10 protein-coding genes are annotated in these 17,208 nt (G+C 51.5%); 4 read left to right on the forward strand and 6 right to left on the reverse strand.

All coding sequences use genetic code 11. The features are described 5' to 3' along the window. Positions 1–108: 108 nt before the first annotated feature. Positions 109–1,632 (forward strand): HEAT repeat domain-containing protein, encoded by a 1,524-nt coding sequence (locus A8709_RS11685; protein ID WP_065852514.1) that lies wholly within the window; start codon positions 109–111, stop codon positions 1,630–1,632. Positions 1,633–1,762: 130 nt separating this feature from the next. Here the strand turns inward: A8709_RS11685 and A8709_RS11690 are convergent, their stop codons facing one another. From A8709_RS11690 to A8709_RS11700, 3 genes are all read right to left on the reverse strand, one after another. Continuing rightward, positions 1,763–5,272: a beta strand repeat-containing protein gene (locus A8709_RS11690; RefSeq protein ID WP_482194136.1), complete on the reverse strand. Its 3,510-nt coding sequence runs from the start codon at positions 5,270–5,272 to the stop codon at positions 1,763–1,765. 454 nt (positions 5,273–5,726) lie between these two features. Continuing rightward, complete coding sequence (locus tag A8709_RS11695; protein ID WP_084224843.1) at positions 5,727–6,566, reverse strand: AraC family transcriptional regulator; 840 nt, start codon at positions 6,564–6,566, stop codon at positions 5,727–5,729. Positions 6,567–6,570: 4 nt separating this feature from the next. After that, the gene (locus A8709_RS11700) at positions 6,571–7,227 is read right to left on the reverse strand and encodes a TetR/AcrR family transcriptional regulator (RefSeq protein ID WP_065852515.1); all 657 of its coding nucleotides are present in this window, start codon (positions 7,225–7,227) and stop codon (positions 6,571–6,573) included. Positions 7,228–7,396: 169 nt separating this feature from the next. Between A8709_RS11700 and A8709_RS11705 the strand changes: the two genes are divergently transcribed. Beyond that, positions 7,397–8,896, forward strand: coding sequence for an MDR family MFS transporter (locus A8709_RS11705; protein WP_065852516.1), 1,500 nt, complete (start codon positions 7,397–7,399; stop codon positions 8,894–8,896). 111 nt (positions 8,897–9,007) lie between these two features. Here A8709_RS11705 and A8709_RS11710 read toward each other — a convergent pair whose 3' ends face one another. Next, positions 9,008–10,462 carry a stalk domain-containing protein gene (locus A8709_RS11710; RefSeq protein WP_065852517.1) on the reverse strand — a complete coding sequence of 485 codons (1,455 nt, stop codon included), beginning with the start codon at positions 10,460–10,462 and terminating at the stop codon, positions 9,008–9,010. Positions 10,463–10,677: 215 nt separating this feature from the next. On the opposite strand from A8709_RS11710, the gene A8709_RS11715 reads away from it, so the two are divergent. Next, the gene (locus A8709_RS11715) at positions 10,678–11,448 is read left to right on the forward strand and encodes a DODA-type extradiol aromatic ring-opening family dioxygenase (protein ID WP_065852518.1); all 771 of its coding nucleotides are present in this window, start codon (positions 10,678–10,680) and stop codon (positions 11,446–11,448) included. Between the two features lie 191 nt (positions 11,449–11,639). Here the strand turns inward: A8709_RS11715 and A8709_RS11720 are convergent, their stop codons facing one another. Continuing rightward, positions 11,640–14,603: a DEAD/DEAH box helicase gene (locus tag A8709_RS11720; protein ID WP_065852519.1), complete on the reverse strand. Its 2,964-nt coding sequence runs from the start codon at positions 14,601–14,603 to the stop codon at positions 11,640–11,642. Further along, on the reverse strand, positions 14,600–16,219 hold the full coding sequence (locus A8709_RS11725; protein ID WP_065852520.1) for an SWIM zinc finger family protein: 1,620 nt from the start codon (positions 16,217–16,219) through the stop codon (positions 14,600–14,602). The genes A8709_RS11720 and A8709_RS11725 overlap by 4 nt, the downstream gene beginning before the upstream one ends. A gap of 534 nt (positions 16,220–16,753) precedes the next feature. Here A8709_RS11725 and A8709_RS11730 point away from each other — a divergent pair. Then, positions 16,754–17,128: a hypothetical protein gene (locus tag A8709_RS11730; protein ID WP_065852521.1), complete on the forward strand. Its 375-nt coding sequence runs from the start codon at positions 16,754–16,756 to the stop codon at positions 17,126–17,128. Positions 17,129–17,208 lie beyond the last annotated feature (80 nt).

A 17,208-nucleotide genomic window follows, 5' to 3' on the forward strand; every position in this document is an offset into this window, starting at 1 on the left:
TAATTTTGTGCTAGCACGGATTAAGATTGTTTATTTATTGTCTGAATCCGCGCTCCTATAATAAAGGCATGGTTCACTTATTCCTCACATGCCAAGGAGGCAGAGACAATGCAGAGCAACACACCTTTATTATTGACTGATGAGCAAATGAGAACGTTTATTATGAATGGCTGTCTTTTTCTTAAAACCGATTTCCCACGTGAATTTCACGAAAGTCTAGTCGAGCAGTTAAACACGGTGTACACGGAAGAAGGTAACCCCGGCAACAACTTGCTACCTCGCATTCGGGAGCTGCGCAAAGTATTTGATCATCCCGTTGTGACAGGCGCGTTAACGAGTGTGCTGGGGCCGAATTATATGATGCATGCGCATCGTCATGGTCATTTCAATGCTTCGAGCGTAGCAGGTGGTTGGCATAAAGATAGTTATTGGGGTTATAACAGGATACGGAACCACCACCCGCAATGGGCGATGATTATGTATTTCCCACAGGATACTCCTGTGGAATTAGGACCAACTGGCGTTCTGCCAGGAACGCAAAACTATGAATCTCGCACTTTTGAGGGGAATGAGCAAGAAGCTGAGGTTTTGGCGAGTGGGGAAGCGGGGACGTTTGCGCTGATTCATTATGATATTTGGCATCGATCCACCCCTAACGTACTAGGGCAGCCTAGATATATGTTGAAGTTCGAATTCATGCGTACAGAAATGCCGCAAGCACCAAGCTGGAATAACGTAGAGAGCGAATGGCGGAAGCCAGAAGGCTTGAAATTGCCGATCGCGGAACATGATTTGATGTGGGAAGAGTCATGGTATTGGCTCTCTGGTCGTGTGGGCAGTTTGGCAGATACGGTAGTTTCTGATCAAGATCGGATCCATGCGTTAGCGGCGGAATTGAGCGGCTTCGAGCCTCTTGCCATCAATGCGGCCTATACGCTAGCGGCTAGCGGGCAAAGCGGCGTAGAGGCATTGGTCACGGCTTTGCGTGGGGGTAATGCGAATGTGTCACGAATCGCCGCGTATGGATTATCTGTTGCGGGTCGTGCAGCCGTTAAGGGATTAGTTGCGATTGCAGCGGATGCGAATGCGGCAGCGCTTATGAAAGCTGAAGCAAGTGCAGCGGTGGAAGCTGGGACGAGTGCGGATGAGAATACAGACGCTTTTGAAAATGCGAAGGCGAATGAACTGGCGAAAGCGAATGAGGAAATCATTGCGCATGCTGTGTTCGCACTTGGTGAGCTGCGCGGGCTCGCGAGTGAGGCTGTACCTGCACTAGTAGGTCTCATGCAGCATTCGTCAGAGAAGATTCGTTGCGCAGTTGTGGATGCGCTAGGCCTGATGGAGGCAGAGCTCGACATGGTCGTAGCTGCCTTAGCTGGCGGCTTGCAGGATGAAAGCGCACAGGTTCGGTTTATGTCGAGCCTCGCACTATCCCGATTGGGGGCAATTGCCGAGGCAGCGATTCCAGCTTTGGAAATCGCCATGGACGACGAGAACCGTTATGTTCGTGCGCATGCAGCGGAATGCTTGAACTACATTGGAACCGAGCGAGCGAAGGATACACTCATCAAGTTCCTGCTGAACGCGCGTTGGTGCCCAACGACGTCGGCGAAGAATGCGTTTTATCCATAAATGTCTAGATAAATATAGTGAAAAAGCGATCTATCCTCAGAAAGACAAGGGGATAGATCGCTTTTTTGATGGTTGAGAACCTGTCGAATTGGCGGTCTCAGTCTAGCGCAGGATTAAATCTCACTAGAGACTAACTTAATTTTTTGATAAGGACAGAAACGTTGGAATTTGTTTGTGTGCCACCCGCCAAAGTCTGAAGAGTTATAGCGGCAGCTGAACTATGATTTCGGAGAGTGAGAAAATCGCCAGCAGTTAAGGCAACTATAACCTGCCCATTGTTTTGCTGGGTGCCAGCACCGGAACCATATATGGAACCCAAAACTAGGGAGTTATTTAAAAATAGTGCGAATTGATTGGGTTCTACACCTGTGACAGAATAGGTAACCTCATAATTGCCGGGATTGGGATTGGTAATAAAGATCTGAGTGGCACCAAGAACATGTGTAATGCCAGTTGTAATAATGCCATTTGTATCAAAACTAACATCAGCCTCTAATGCAACCACTTGACCACCTAAGTTGAAAATGTACCCGAACTCGGCTATCCCGCCGGTTGGTCCAGTGACGCCCGTCGCGCCGGTGGGTCCGGTAGGGCCGGTGACGCCCGTCGCGCCGGTTGGTCCGGTAGGGCCAGTGACGCCCGTCGCGCCGGTGGGTCCGGTAGGGCCGGTGACGCCGGTAGCGCCGGTGGGTCCAGTAGGGCCGGTGACACCGGTAGCCCCGGTTGGTCCAGTAGGGCCGGTGACACCGGTAGCCCCGGTTGGTCCAGTAGGGCCGGTGACACCGGTAGCCCCGGTTGGTCCAGTAGGGCCGGTGACACCGGTAGCCCCGGTTGGTCCAGTAGGGCCGGTGACACCGGTAGCCCCGGTTGGTCCAGTAGGGCCGGTGACACCGGTAGCCCCGGTTGGTCCAGTAGGGCCGGTGACACCGGTAGCCCCGGTTGGTCCAGTAGGGCCGGTGACACCGGTAGCCCCGGTTGGTCCAGTAGGGCCGGTGACACCGGTAGCCCCGGTTGGTCCAGTAGGGCCGGTGACACCGGTAGCCCCGGTTGGTCCAGTAGGGCCGGTGACACCGGTAGCCCCGGTTGGTCCAGTAGGGCCGGTGACACCGGTAGCCCCGGTTGGTCCAGTAGGGCCGGTGACACCGGTAGCCCCGGTTGGTCCAGTAGGGCCGGTGACACCGGTAGCCCCGGTTGGTCCAGTAGGGCCGGTGACACCGGTAGCCCCGGTTGGTCCAGTAGGGCCGGTGACACCGGTAGCCCCGGTTGGTCCAGTAGGGCCGGTGACACCGGTAGCCCCGGTTGGTCCAGTAGGGCCGGTGACACCGGTAGCCCCGGTTGGTCCAGTAGGGCCGGTGACACCGGTAGCCCCGGTTGGTCCAGTAGGGCCGGTGACACCGGTAGCCCCGGTGGGTCCAGTAGGGCCGGTGACACCGGTAGCCCCGGTGGGTCCAGTAGGGCCGGTGACACCGGTAGCCCCGGTAGGTCCAGTCGGTCCAGTGACACCGGTAGCACCGGTTGGTCCAGTAGGGCCGGTGACACCGGTAGCACCGGTAGGTCCAGTCGGTCCAGTGACACCGGTAGCACCGGTAGGTCCAGTAGGGCCGGTGACGCCTGTAGCGCCGGTGACACCAGTAGCGCCGGTTGGTCCAGTCGGTCCAGTGACGCCGGTTGGTCCAGAAGGGCCCGTGACACCGGTAGCACCGGTTGGTCCAGTGGGACCCGTGACACCGGTAGCACCGATTGGTCCAGTCGGTCCAGTGATGCCGGTAGCACCGGTTGGTCCAGTAGTGCCCGTGACGCCGATAGCGCCGGTGACACCAGTAGCGCCGGTTGGTCCAGTAGTGCCCGTGACGCCGGTAGCGCCGGTCAGTCCGGTAGGGCCGGTGACACCGGTAGCCCCGGTGGGTCCAGTCGGCCCAGTGACGCCAGTAGCGCCGGTGGGTCCAGAAGGGCCAGTGGAGCCGGTAGCCCCGGTGGGTCCAGAAGGGCCAGCGACGCCAGTTGCACCGGTAGGTCCAGTAGGGCCGGTGACGCCGGTAGCACCAGTCGTTCCAGTAGTGCCAGTGGCGCCGGTCGTTCCAGTAGTGCCAGTGACGCCCGTCGCGCCGGTGGGTCCAGTAGGGCCCGTGTCGCCAGTAGCTCCAGTGGGTCCAGTAGGGCCAATGTCGCCTGTAGCACCGGTTGGTCCAGTAGGGCCGGTGACACCAGTAGCGCCGGTGGGTCCAGAAGGGCCCGTGACACCGGTAGCACCGGTCGGTCCAGTGGGACCCGTGACACCGGTAGCACCGATTGGTCCAGTCGGTCCAGTGATGCCGGTAGCACCGGTTGGACCAGTAGTGCCCGTGACGCCGGTAGCCCCGGTGGGTCCAGTAGTGCCCGTGACACCCGTCGCGCCGGTGGGTCCAGTAGGGCCAATGACGCCGGTAGCGCCGGTCAGTCCGGTAGGACCCGTGATGCCGGTAGCGCCGGTGGGTCCAGTAGTGCCGGTGACGCCAGTAGCGCCGGTGACGCCAGTGATGCCAGTAGTGCCGCTTGGTCCAGTAGGGCCGGTGACCCCGATAGCGCCGGTTGGTCCAGAAGGGCCGGTGACGCCGGTAGCACCGGTTGTTCCAGTAGGGCCAATGTCGCCGGTAGTACCGGTTGGTCCAGTGACGCCCGTCGCGCCAGTTGGTCCGGTAGGGCCCGTGACACCCGTTGCGCCGGTTGGTCCAGTCGGTCCAGTGACGCCAGTAGCGCCGGTGGATCCAGTTGGTCCAGTGACGCCAGTAGCACCGGTTGGTCCAGTGTCGCCGTTAGCGCCGTTGACGCCTGTAGCACCAGTCGGTCCAGTAATGCCGTTGACGCCAGTAGCGCCGGTCGGTCCAGTAGAGCCCGTGACGCCGTTAGCACCGGTTGATCCAGTAGAGCCCGTGACGCCGGTAGCACCGTTTGTTCCAGTAGGGCCAATGTCGCCGGTAGTACCGGTTAGTCCAGTCGGTCCATTGACGCCCGTCGCGCCAGTTGGTCCAGTAGGGCCCGTGACACCCGTCGCCCCGGTTGGTCCAGTCGGTCCAGTGACGCCAGTAGCGCCGGTTGGTCCAGTCGGTCCATTGACGCCAGTAGCACCAGTCGGTCCAGTAGTGCCGGTGACGCCGGTAGCGCCGGTTGTTCCAGTAGGGCCCGTGACGCCGGTAGCGCCGGTTGTTCCAGTAGGGCCCGTGACGCCAGTAGCGCCGGCTCTTCCAGTAGGGCCCGTGACGCCAGTAGCGCCGGCTGTTCCAGTAGGGCCAATGACGCCGGTAGCACCGGTTAGTCCAGTAGCACCGGTAATTCCAGTGGCGCCGGTACTGCCCGCGGTACCAGTCGCACCCGTGGTACCCTCGCTGCCTGTAGCACCAGTGCTGCCCGTGCTGCCCGTGGCGCCCGTGCTGCCTGTCGCCCCCATGGCACCTGTGGCACCAGTGCTGCCTGTGGCACCAGTGCTGCCCGTGGCACCCGCCACGCCTGTAGCGCCCGCCACGCCAGTGCTACCCGTCTCCCCCGTACTGCCCATCGCCCCCATCGCCCCCGTCGCGCCCGTCACGCCCGTCACGCCCGCGGCACCCGTACTGCCCGTTGCACCAGTGCTGCCCGTTGCACCGGTCACGCCCGCACTACCCATTGCCCCCGTCGCCCCCTTTGCTCCAGTCATCCCTCGGGGGGCATGAACTATAATTTTAAACGGAGGGCACTTTACGTGAACGTTTTTTTTGCAGACGATTCTATCAGATCGTTTCTTTCTTTTCTTAGGAGGACAAACAAATAGTGTGTCTCTTTTGCATCCTTTGCATGTTTTGCATCTTTTACATGGTTTGCATGTTCTGCGTTTTTTGAGCTTTTTGCAAATCTTGTAGTTTTTGGACTTGTTAGTTGGCCTACAATTTGAAGATCTCAACATAGGCACCTCCGCATAGTTAATTATATTGTTTTATACTATGTGGGTTGTTTTATATCTGCATGGACAGATGTTAAGAAATACACAAGCTTTTACTAGTGTGTAATATTTTGTTTGATGATGGTCTACAAATAAAAAAATCCCCTAGCCTTCCCAAAACGGAAGACTAGAGGGGCACAACTCATCGTGGCCGCAAATCGCGGAACGCGGTCGGTTTAAATCCCGTTTGTTCCTTGAACATACGGGAGAAGTAAGACAGCTCCATGCCGAACGCGTCGGCAATTTGTGAAACATTCAGCTCCGTCGTCAGGAGCAGATCTTTTGCTTTTTCCGAACGAAGGTGGTTCATATATTGGATCGGGGAGTATCCCGTAAATTGTTTGAAGGCATTGATGAAATAATTCGGATGATAGTGAGCGAGCTGGGCGAGCGTTTCGATCGAAATTTGTTCAGCCATATGCTGTTCCATGTAGCGTAGAACGCCATTCATTTTCTCGTAAGTTGGCGTTGTTGCTAGATTCAGCTTAACCGCCGCATTCCCGTCAATAAATTCCGCAATGAGCTCATGTAAGATACCCGTGACCCGGAATTCGGCCGAGAAGGCGTCACTCCGACGATTGGAAATCAACTTTTCGAACGTTTCTTTCAGTAATACTGGATCCTTCACGACGATCGATGGGGCGGTACTCAGAATCTGAAAGAGATCCAAATCCCCAATTTTCGCTGTAAAATGGCACCAATACTTGCCAAACGTATCATCGCTGATCGTTCCATAGGCCTGATCTCTGCCAGCAGGGAGGAGATACAGCTCACCAGGCTTAGGGTAATAGGTCTGATCGCCAATTTTTACATAGCCTTCGCCTTCGATGATAAAATAAAGCCGATTCACTGGACATGCGGGGATTACATCCGTCCAGCTTCTCACTACCTTCGTGTACGCGGCATGGTCAACATCTATTTTCACGCGTGCGATATACTTTTTCCAAAAGGTGTGTTGGCTCAAATTCATATCCGTCTTCATCGTCTTATATCCCTTTTACAAAAAGCCGACATATGCCATCCGTAAACTTTGCTTTCGAATAGCCAAGTACGTCTTTATGATAGAGATACTGTTCTGGGAAAACGGAAATCAGAATCGTATTTACGGTCAAAGTGACGTCAATGTCTTCAATTTCACCATGTTGGATGGCATGATTAAGGAGCGGGACAAGAATATTACGAAGCCTTACGAAAAAAGGCTTCTTGTGTATGCTAAAGCCGCGTTTATCCGCATGCATGGAGGAGATGACGGAAAGCAGTGAGACATTCACATCCACAAAATCGATCACTTCGTGAATACAGGCTGACAGTCGTTTCATACCTGATTCTTCTTCAGATGAGCCTGCCGCGTATTTTGCCTCGAGCTTATCAATGAATTGCATCGTTGTGGACTTGATCAAATCGCTGCACACATCCCCAATATGGGTATAGCGGCGGTATAGTGTGCCTTGACCTACACCGGATTCTTTGGCGATTTGATGCATCGTGACGGATTCAATATCGTTCGTTTCCAGCAGCGATTGAGCAGCAGAAAGGATACGGCGGCGATACTCGGAATCGCGTTCTTCACGACGACCACTGGGTGGAGTTGACTCCTTATCGGGTTCGCAAAATGTAAAGTTATGATCATCTGGATGCTTCATATTTTCGTTCCTCCTGATAGAGAGAGATCGTTATTTGAAAAAAGGACAATGTTAATAAAAAAATCATTTGACTTTGCGGACAATTGTCCGTAACATGAAGAAGCGGACAATTGTCCCGATTTCTATTGTAACACGACAAGAGAGATATTGTCTAAGGAGGAGTTTTAGGATGAGTCAAACAGCTGTGTCCGGTGGAACTGAGCCGGAATTTAAGATTACGAGCATTCTGGTGCCGTTAATCGCTATTATCTCAGGCATATTCATGGTTATCCTCGACACGACGGCGATGAACGTTGCGTTGTCGAAGTTAGTGGTCGATTTCAAAACAGATCTGCCAACCATTCAATGGGCAGTTACAGGGTATATGTTGGCTTCCGCTGCGGTAATTCCGTTAGCAGGTTGGCTTTCTGACCGTTTTGGAGCCAAAAATGTCTTCTTAACGTCCGTACTTTTATTTACGATAGCCTCGCTATTATGTGCAACACCGAACAGTGCTGAGCTATTGATCACATTCCGTGTTTTACAAGGCTTGGGTGGGGGCTTTGTTATGCCTGTCGCCATGGCTTATGTATACAGACTTAGTCCTCCCAGCAAAATTGGGCAAGTCATGGGTATGCTTGGCGTACCGATTCTAATCGCACCAGCGATTGGTCCAATCCTTTCGGGTTGGTTAGTGGAGTACCATTCCTGGCACTGGATTTTCCTAATTAATTTGCCTGTTGGTATTTTCAGTTTCATTTTTGGTCTTTGGAAGCTGCCAGTTGCAGCACGTAAAAAGGTTGCCGGCTTCGACTTACCAGGTATGATTCTGGGGCCAATCGCTTTCGCATCGTTATCCTATGGGATTTCGCAAGGTGCGCAAGGGTGGACGTCAGATAAAGCACTTGGCGGGATGATCGTTGGGGCAATAGCTCTCATTGCTTTCGTCATTGTTGAATTAAAAGCCAAAATTCCGTTACTCGAGCTGCGCGTGTTCAAGTCGTTCGATTTTTCATTTAGTATATTCATTCAATGGGTGATCCAATTCTGTATGTTCAGTGCGATCTTCCTGCTTCCACAATTCTTGCAGCAGGCGCGTGGTTTCGGCGCTTTCGAATCGGGGTTGACCACGTTCCCGCAAGCCATTGCTTCAGGACTTATGATGCCAATCGGTGGCTATTTATTTGATAAAATTGGCGTGCGTTGGTTGGTTGTTATTGGTCTTAGCCTTGTTTCAGGAGCGATTTTCCAATATTCCCACATGGATTTGACGACACAAAGAACAGATCTTATTCTACCTCTAGCGATGGCTGGCGCAGGAATGGGTCTCATGATGATGCCAATCAACTCCCATCTGATCAAAAAAGCTCCGCAAGACTTAGTCAGTCGTGTAACTTCTTTGACAAGTGCGATGCAACAAGTTATTAGTTCATTCGGTGTTGCGATCGTAGTTACGATTCTGACGTCCCGTGTGACATCATTAATTAAAGATCAGCATCTGCCAGTCGGTACCCCTGGTGATATGCAAAAATCCATGATTTCCGTTGCGCCTGCAGCATTTGGCCATACATTCAAAGTGATGATGGTGATCGCGATGTGCGGTATCGTGTTAGGCTTCTTCCTTCGCCGCGGTAAATCCGAAGTGCATCAAGAAGCGCGCAAAGAAGTGGCGTTTGAGGCTATGCATTAAGATTGTAAATAGCAAGCCTATGTGATAAAAAGGCAACCCTTAGATTTGTCTAGGGGCTGCCTCTTTACGTTGAACATACTATTGCTTAGCTGTTGTGTTGCCAATAAGTTTTTAAGGCAGGCGAACCGACGCTCGGTACAATTTACTATTCCAGTCTACCGTGCTTTTAAGTGATTCGGCGACTAGGCGAAGAGGGACATACATCCGGCTGTCCGCCATGATCTGCAAAGGAACGGGTACGGAGACGGATTTGCCGTTGACCGTAGCGGTGGTACTGCCATCTTTCAGCTTCAACGTGACACCAGCATTCGTAATCGTAGCTGTTCGGGTGGCTGCATCCCAGGCAAAATTTGCATTCATCGCCGTAATAAAGGGTCGAATGGGAACGACGGTCGTTTCTTTGTCGATGAAGCCGTTAAAATCAGGAATGTATTGCCCATTGATTTCAATTTGCACTTTAGGCTTATCCAGCTTGCGAACGACGAGCGCATTGCTGAGCTTGCGTCCGGGATAGGTCATCATGGTACCATTGGCATAAAGGCCGGAAGATGATCCGCCATCCATGTTCATTGCTTCTTTCAATCCTAGCTGAATCGAAATCGCAGCGAGCTCCAACAAGGTAGCACTCGGGACTGTTCCCATCACCAATCGATCCGAGCTATCGATGCCGACGAAGCTTCTAGCAGCGCTAGATTGCGTCACTTTTGGGTCTGAAAAGCCGTCGCGCTGCACATTGATATCGGTAGCACCGTTTGTAACCAACTTCGGACCGACGCCGATCGCGGCCAGCCAAGTTTTGGCATCGAGGTTGCTTCCACCCTCACCTTTGGCTACAAGATCCGTCGTAATGCGATCCCCTACGTCTAGCTTGGTCAGCACGTTTTGCCTATTGTTAGCACTGTTGCCAACGAAGAGCACATATCCGCCTGCTGGAACGGCCACGGAATCTTGGATAATGCGCGTGACGAGTCCATCGCTGATAACGACTTTAGTCCCGTTTGGAAACCCGATCCAACGGCCAAAATCCGGCGTATACCAGACAATCTGGTCGGTGCTCGTGTCGCCATAGTATTTATTAATGCCCCAAGGATTGATGGTATACGTTCCGCCACCTTCACTGGTGCGAACAGCAATATCGAGATTCACATATTGAATGTCCGGTATTTTATCTTTGTTCAGAAAAAGTGTTTGATTCTCCCCCGAATGCATCGGTTCGCCGGATTTCAACAAAGTCCCGTTAGGGTAACGGATGTAAGGGTCACTTTCGTACGCGTTGAAAAAAGTCCCATTAATGGCGGCAACTGCGTTCTCGCGGCTAGCCATAGATTGCAAGGCATCATCATGCCCGATGCCTCCATCGGCCAAAGCGGGAACAAGTTCTAAGGTTGGATCTGTAAGATCAACCGTGACCACATTGACAGTGAAGTTTTTACCTGATGCATATACGAGTTTCGTGCTTGCATTAACAGACGGAGAGTACGCAGCAGATGCAGGTGAGCTACGAACGAAGAGCGTTGCAGCAAACAGTACGGCAGTGCAGGTTATGATTAATTTTCGTGAGAACATGTGGAAGTCTCCTTTGGTTAGAGGATGTCGAAAATTGTGAAATGCTGGTGGGATATCTATACCATTCGGAGCAAAACTAGGATTTAAGACGCTGGGCATAACGGATATAGTTTGATATGGTGAATTAGGTTATTTTAAAATACCTACTTTCCAAAAGTAACATTGTAACTTATTATTATCGTATAGAATCTATATACAAGGTAGGAGGCCCCATGATGTTATCACCCGTATTTTTGGCCCACGGATCACCATTTACGATTTTCGAGCAATCCGAGTTCACTGCATTTTTGAATCAATTCGGAAAAGAGAACCGTCCTAAAGCTATTGTTATCTTCTCAGCGCATTTCGAAAGCGAAATAACAACAATCGCGGCAACGGACGATGTTCATGAAATGGAGTATGACTATTACGGATTTCCGCCCGAATTCTATCAAGTACAGTATCCTGCGAGAGGATCAAACATCGTCGCTTCCATTGTGGAGGAACGGTTGCTCGAGCGTAACATTCCAGTTCAAAGGAAATATCGTGGCTTAGATCATGGTGTATTTCCGATTATGAGGCATGCCTACCCAGAGGCTGATATTCCGATTGTCCCCGTTTCTGTGAATGCCTTCTTACCAGCAAGGGAACAGTTTGCTATCGGGGAAGCGTTACAGGGGCTCGAGACAAGCGGGATTTTAGTGATCGGCAGCGGGTTTTTGACGCACAATTTCAATGAAATTGACAGAAATCCAGATGCTGCTCCTCGTCAATGGGCTGTGGAATTTACAGATTGGATTCGCGAAAAAGTCCTCGCCAGGGATATCGAATCCTTAGTAAATTACGAAACACTGGCTCCACATGCGAAGAGGGCGGTACCCCGTGCTGAGCACTTTGTCCCTTTGCTTATAGCGCTGGGAAGTGGAACGCCAGGTCGTGAAAGCCGTGTCTTGCACAGCGGTCCAATCAAACATGGCTCTATGAGCAATTTAAGTTTTCAGTTTTAATATCGATAATAAAATGGTAGCCGAGGACTATTTGAGTCTTTGGCTACCATTTTTGTTCCACGTTAGGGTTAGTCGTTTTCTTCAACTTAGAGCGAGCGAAGCGCGGCTGCTGCACTGAGTAAGTCGAATTCTTCGACTTACCGTGAGAGAACGAGCCCTTCGATCCGATTTAGTTGCTTTTTATTCCGAAATTACCAAGTCCTCCGCAGCGTAAACAAATCCTGCAATTCATCATTCGAAAGCTCCGTGATCCAGCCTTCGGAGGAGGAGATGACGTTGTCGCTGAGGCTCATTTTGCTCTCGAGCATCTCGTCTATGCGCTCTTCGAGTGTGCCGAGCGAGATGAACTTGTGCACCTGGACATTCCGCGTCTGCCCCATACGGTAAGCGCGATCGGTCGCTTGGTTCTCGACAGCGGGATTCCACCAACGGTCAAAGTGGAACACGTGGTTCGCCGCGGTTAAGTTCAACCCAACGCCGCCGGCTTTCAGCGACAGCACGAAGATATTCGGTCCCTCGCCGTCAGCGGCTTGGAACCGTTCAATCATGCGGTCGCGCTCTTGCTTCGGCGTGCTCCCGTTGAGGTAGAACACCGGCTCCCTGCGCTGCGCGGAAAGCACATTCGCCAGCATGCGGCCCATGCCCACATACTGCGTGAAGATCAAACACGAATCGCCTTCGTCGCGCAGCTCATCGACCATCGCAACCAGCCGCTCTAGCTTCGCCGAGCGCAGGACCAACGCTTCGCGGCCATCCTCGTTCTGCACCATTTCCTCCGCCAGCTCCGCTTCCTTCGTGAGCAGCATCGGATGATCACACAGCTGCTTCAGCTGTGTCAAAGCGCCAAGGATCGCGCCCTTGCGCTCCATGCCTTCTAGCTTTTGCATCCGCTCCATGAGATCCTTGACGGTCTGCTCATACATCGCGCCTTGCTCGGCGGTCAAGTTGATGTAGACCTTCATTTCCAGCTTATCCGGTAAATCCAGTTGGATGGCAGGATCTTTCTTTTTGCGGCGCAGCATAAAGGGTTTCACCAACTGCTGCAGCTGCGCGGTCCGTTCCGTATCTTGATGTTTCTCGATCGGGTTCGCGAAGCGAATTTGAAAGCCGCGCTGGTTCCCGAGATAGCCAGGATTTAAGAAATCATAGATGGACCACAGCTCTGATAAGCGATTCTCAATCGGTGTCCCGGTCAAAGCAATGCGGTGTACCGCGTTCAAAGAGCGTATCGCCGCTGATTGTTTGTTTTGCGCGTTTTTGATATTCTGTGCCTCGTCTAGACAGAGAGAGCTCCACATATAAGGCTGAAGTGTTTCTTGGTCCATGAGGGCTGTCGTGTAAGAGGTGAGGACGATATCGATTCCTTGCAAAGCATCATCTAGTGCCCCGCCACTGAGTCGACCCTTCCCGTAGTGGAGCATGACGTTAAGTTCTGGAGCGAAGCGAGCAAGCTCCTTCTGCCAGTTGCCAAGTACGGATGTCGGGCAGATCAATAAGGCGGGCTGCTCAGAAACCGGCTTATGATGCAGCAAATAGGTGATGAATTGGACGGTTTTACCTAGCCCCATATCATCGGCTAAGCAGGCGCCAAGCCCGAATTTGCGCAGATAAGTCAGCCAAGTATACCCTTGATGCTGATAACCGCGAAGCTCAGCACGCAAGCCTTGCGGGACGGGAATTATCTCGAGGTCGGAAGGCTGCCCAAGCTGTTTGAGCAAAGCCATCAGATGCCCATTTAGCTCAACTTCTAACTGCAAGCGGGCTTCCTCTTCAGGATCCATGTCTTCCGGAGGTTCGCCATCCCATGAAGCTTTTACTTTATCCCGTTCCAATTCACTTAATAGATGGAGTTGGAAAATATCTTGCAAAGACAAGCCCTCAGCAGGATCAATACTATCCATCAACCTGCGAATTTGTTCGAGGAAGGCAGGGTCTAGGTAGATCCATTGCCCACGGAAACGCACGAGCCGCTCGTTGCGAGTGAGTAAACTATTGAACTCGGCTTCACTCAATTCGGAATCCCCAATGGCGATTCGCCAATCGAAGTTAACCAGCGAGTTCATCCCGAACAGGGACTCGCTTTTCCCTCCGCCGCCAGCGCCGCTTCCAGCTTCGGCTGCAACCTTCGCGCTGAGTCGCGGCTTCCGCTTCGCTGCCGCTTCCCACCATGCGGGCAGCATGACGTTCCAGCCATCCTCTAACAGGATGCGGCTGTCTTTGGTAAGGAAAGTCCACGCGGAATCGTCGCTGATCGCATGCGCGAGCAGTTCACCATCATCGGCCATGCGTGGCAAAGCTTCTAGCAAACGTGTGACCCAGCCAGGTGCACGTTCAACCACATGCGGCGTCCATTCGGAGGCCCATTGGCCTGAGGCTGTACCGTCGACATGCAGACGAATGGGTGTCAGCAGGGTGCTGTCTTGTTTATCCTGAAGCACGAGGCGCAAACGCCATTCGTCGTCCAGTTCATCAGGCTCAAGCAGCTGCAGCGCAGGGCGGAAAGGGGCTGTATCCGGTCGCCATCCCATGGCCGAGAGCCATTCATTCTCTGTGAAAGCAGCAGGGGAGTCAGCCACAATCGGCTTCTTCGCATTGTTAAATAAGGCCGGAAATTCACGACGTAAATCCGCCATAGCGGCATCTGTAGCATAATGGGCTTCCACAACAGCAGCCGAGAAAGCTGCTTGTAATCCCTTCAATCCCTCGCCGAAGTCCTCTAGGCCTTCCAGCATGTCCCAATCGATGTCTGCTAACTCTTGTGCACTTCGATCCCAGGTCCATTGCAGTTGTCCATTACGAAAAGCATCATAGCTTGGAATGAAATGGCCGTTCTGCGCAGCTTCATGAAGAGCAGGGGCTATCTGCAACATATGCTGCGCGGTATCAGTGCCCATTTCCCAGCTAACAATATCCATGAAATTAGGTTCAGCAAAAAAAGCGATCACCTGCTCAACAGGGAGGATCGTTACGGTGACTTCACCAGCTTGATGCGACTCTAGTGTCGTTCCATAGAGCGAGGGAGTGTGCCAAGTAAACAGCAGCTTACGGAAGTGATCGCCAGATACGTCTCTACCATCTTTGAAGCCCCATAATAAGGCATCTCCACTGATTGTTAGGGTCATGCATAATGACATTTCATGCAATTTGGTGCTCATTCTAGCAACTTCCCTTTCTTCAATTCTTCCTGCAAGGCGCGCAGCCGGCTGTACCGACTCACGAATGGCGTGAAGAAGGCTTCCCATCGCTCGGGTTGCTTCATTTTTTTATATACTTTTTCCAACCGTTTGAGTAAACGAACAGCTGCTTTATAATCATGGCGATTCTTCAGCCGGATATAATGTTCTACCGCTTGGTGATAATAGGGGAGCAGCAGTTCAGGCGACTCCTTCTCAATCGGTTGCAATACATTTACACGATGCGTGAAAGGGTCGTAGCCCTGCACAATCTGCATTTCGATCCAAGATTTCCATTCGCGGCGCTCATAAAGCAATGATTCAATTAACCGATAGGAAGATGGTAAAAGCTCTTTGAGTGCCTCCCACATCGGTTCCTCAGCTTCTGGCAAGTGGGCTACGGCTATTTTCCAATAGGCAGCATAGTCCTCGACGACATAATGTCTTTTGCCAGCATAAAAAGAACTAAGACGCCGCAGCCAATGGACCATCTCGCTCCATTGCTCGCTATCTTGCAGATAGCTCAGAAAAGGTGTAAAAAGAAGCGCTGGTGCTTCCGTAAAAGCAGCATGTGCTGCCATGGCTTCCCATGCTTCGCTGGGCCTCGCTTGACGAAGATGAAGATAAGCTCGTCCCGCGCACAGGGAAAGGGAGAGTTCCGTCGCATCCATAGCTTCAAAAGCTGCAATTTCTGCCCTTGTTAGTCGGGCGATTTCAGGTTCCTCTGCCACTGCTGCCCAACCATCCCAGAACGTTGTAAACACACGGAAGTGATGAAGTTTCTTCGGCGATTCAATCGCCATTTGCTCGCGCAAATAAGTTAGCGTCTGCGACAGCCGATCTTCTTTACTTGCACTTGAACTTGCACTTGAACTTAAAATCGTATTTGAACTCGCGCTAGCCTCACACGCTCCACCAACCGCTTTCCGCATCCACACATCGAGCTCATCACTGAGATGATAAACCGTCGCAGCGGTATAGAACGTGACACCCGTTTGGGCGTTCTGCTCGACAATTTTACGCAGGATAAATAGCCTCTGATGCAGCTCGAAATAGCGTTCCTCTGTTTCAGTGAAAGGAATCGACTTTACCTTAAGCTGAGCGAACTGCCCTCGCAGCAACTCGACATAGTTCCCTTGGTCATAGGAGGGCTTAAAATGAAACGTATAGTGCTCCATGAATTTGTGCCAGCCCTCTACAGTCATACCAGGCAGCTGTTCGAGGGTAGATACATTAGAAGATTGAGCTGCAACACGTTTCAGCGCCATTTTGGCATTCATGATTTGCGAAGCGGGATAGCCTTGTCGATCGGCCAGTTCCATCAATGCAGCGGCCACATGCTTACAGGAAGTGCCAACGGGACATGTACACGTACTAGATTTTAATTTGGTTAGGTCAATCGTCACCTTACATTTCTCACCAAACTCTTCCACAACGGCGTGAACCTTACGGAGTTCGAGTGAGATTAGGAGTGAAGTAACCATTTGTTGTTTATAGAAATGAAAGCCGCGACTTAGCGTAACTTCGTTGTACGTTTCAGCCACGTATTCGAGCAATTTCGACCATTGGTCATCATTCAGAACGGGTGTTGAAGACATGAGTAAACTCCTTTGGGGAACCAACGATAAGAACACATGTCTCTATTATAAAATGTCGAGACTAACTTGTAAATTTTATAGGGACAATTTATACGTTGTCTACCAAGCAAGAACAATATGAAGCGGGTGAAGCTTAACAAAAGGCCGTTCGTGTCCTTACGGACCAAATTTCTTATCTTATTTTGCCTAATAATAACGCTGCCAATTCTATTTAACGGCTATTTAACCTATCAGAAGTATTCGGCAAATGTAGAGAGAGGCCACGGCGTACTCGGATCAAATCGCTGAACAGCTCTCGATTAACTTGGAACGCTATGTGAAAGAAATTGAACGCATCACGATCGCCCTCTATTATGACTTGAACTTACTGGGATTCGAAATCTTCCAGCTTTGTCATTCTGCCGGATTTTTAATTAGTGCGATAGGGGAGATATCATTTCTTATGATTCCGTTCCTGACCTTACTTGACTTTATCTTCTGTAACTAATATAATTACAGTATGCAAGACATTCCGGAGTGAAGGTGGCGAGGCAGATGTTGAACGTTGCAATCAGTGATTGGGTTGTCGCAACAACAAGTGATGATGAGATGGTACATGGTTATGTAGAAGCGATCGCTTGGCAGCAAGGTATCGCCTTCGTACATGTCATCGCTTCTGATCAAGATGAGATCATTGGACATCAGATGGAAGTGAAACTCGCAAGTGTGAAGAAGCTGCCAGAAAGCGTAATGGAAACAGAAGCCGACGTAATGAATTTAATCGATATTGCGTTATCCGTTCGTGATGAACAATGGTTCGTGGAGCTTTCCGCGACACTGCGCAACCTACAATCTCAAGAATCAAAAACAACCAAAGACAAAGAGATACCCGGTCATATCATCAACCGACTAGGTGTGGATCAACTGTAAAGGTTGGTATATAAAGAAGCCGATTTACTGATTGACTTGCTTAGCAAGTTTCGGTAAATCGGCTTTTTGTGTTTTGTGCT

Origin of the sequence: Paenibacillus pectinilyticus (genome assembly GCF_001700435.1) — a bacterium.
GTDB classification, from domain to species: Bacteria; Bacillota; Bacilli; order Paenibacillales; family NBRC-103111; genus Paenibacillus_E; species Paenibacillus_E pectinilyticus.